This window comes from Streptomyces sp. NRRL S-337 (genome assembly GCF_000720175.1).
GTDB classification, from domain to species: Bacteria; Actinomycetota; Actinomycetes; order Streptomycetales; family Streptomycetaceae; genus Streptomyces; species Streptomyces siderophoricus.
Window position 1 is genome coordinate 1 of sequence record NZ_JOIX01000226.1, and the last position, 201, is coordinate 201.

1 protein-coding gene is annotated in these 201 nt (G+C 71.1%); it reads left to right on the plus strand.

Annotated features, from left to right (window positions below):
• Positions 1-201: NAD-binding protein (locus tag IG62_RS0141135; protein ID WP_030816488.1), on the plus strand; the 201-nt coding region annotated here is incomplete at both ends.

Below are 201 nucleotides of genomic sequence, written 5' to 3' on the forward strand. Positions count from 1 at the left end.
CCTGGAGAAGTCCGGCGTCGACCTCGCCGCCGCCCTGGACGTCCTCAACGGCGGCCTGGCCGGCTCCACCGTCCTGACCCGCAAGAAGGACAACTTCAAGACCCGCGACTTCGCACCCGGCTTCCGCATCGACCTGCACCACAAGGACATGGGCATCGTCACCGACGCCGCCCGCACCGTCGGCGCCGCCCTGCCCGTCGG